This window comes from Trichormus sp. NMC-1, assembly GCF_001858025.1.
In the GTDB taxonomy this organism is placed as follows: domain Bacteria; phylum Cyanobacteriota; class Cyanobacteriia; order Cyanobacteriales; family Nostocaceae; genus Anabaena.
Genome location: NZ_LZQD01000001.1, coordinates 943312 through 944268 on the forward strand (window position 1 = coordinate 943312; position 957 = coordinate 944268).

Below are 957 nucleotides of genomic sequence, written 5' to 3' on the forward strand. Positions count from 1 at the left end.
AAGACTGGCGAATGTGTCTAGGTTTCAATTTTGATTCTGTACCGTATGGCTACGCCACGCAAGCTATCGGCTGACGCTCACGGCGAAGCCTCATTGATCTGCAATCTGCTGTAAGTAAATCACCCATTTTCAGGGCGGGGAAACCCCGCCCCTACGGATTAAACAGAACTTAGTTGTTTTTGTTCTGTTTCCGATTCCAGATTAGCTTCGGGACTGTCGGCTTCAGAAGGTGGGACTAATTGCCAGAACTTGGGTAAATATTCTTCCCAATTTTGGATAATTAGCTTCGCTTTGGGTGAACCAGTGCGATCGCAATGAGTTTTAATTAACTCATAAAGTTGTTTCGCACCTGCGTCTGTCATTACCCGCTGGGTTTTGACAATAGCTTTGTTGACTAATTCCGGGAAAGAACCATCTTCATCTAAGAAATATCCCAGTCCCCCAGTCATACCTGCACCTACATTCCGTCCTACTTTACCAAGGACAACAATCACCCCACCAGTCATGTACTCGCAGCAATGATCCCCAGCGCCTTCAATGACGGCTGTACCTTTAGAATTACGTACAGCAAAGCGTTCTCCGGCTAAACCGTTGGCAAATAAGACACCACCGGTCGCACCATAAAGACAAGTATTGCCAACTATCACATTTTGTGCTGGGTCATAAGTAGCTTCTGCTGGGGGTTTAATGATAATTTCTCCACCATGCATTCCCTTACCTACGTAGTCGTTAGCTTCACCGGTCAGAGTTAAGGTTAAACCAGGCAGATTAAATGCGCCAAAGCTTTGCCCGACACTTCCCAGGAAATTGAGGTTAATTTGCCCCTCAAAGCCGCTATCACCGTATTGGGAAGCTATAGCCCCGGCTAATCTTGCACCCACTGTTCTATCAGTGTTGACAATAGAAATCGTCTTGTTGACAGTAGTTTGATTCTTGATTGCGGCTTGAATATCGGCA

General features: G+C 46.0%; 1 pseudogene. It reads right to left on the reverse strand.

Features of this window, described 5'->3' with window-relative positions:
* Positions 1 to 158: 158 nt before the first annotated feature.
* Positions 159 to 957, reverse strand: a pseudogene (locus A9Y75_RS04175) (glutamate synthase subunit alpha); the annotation flags it as partial.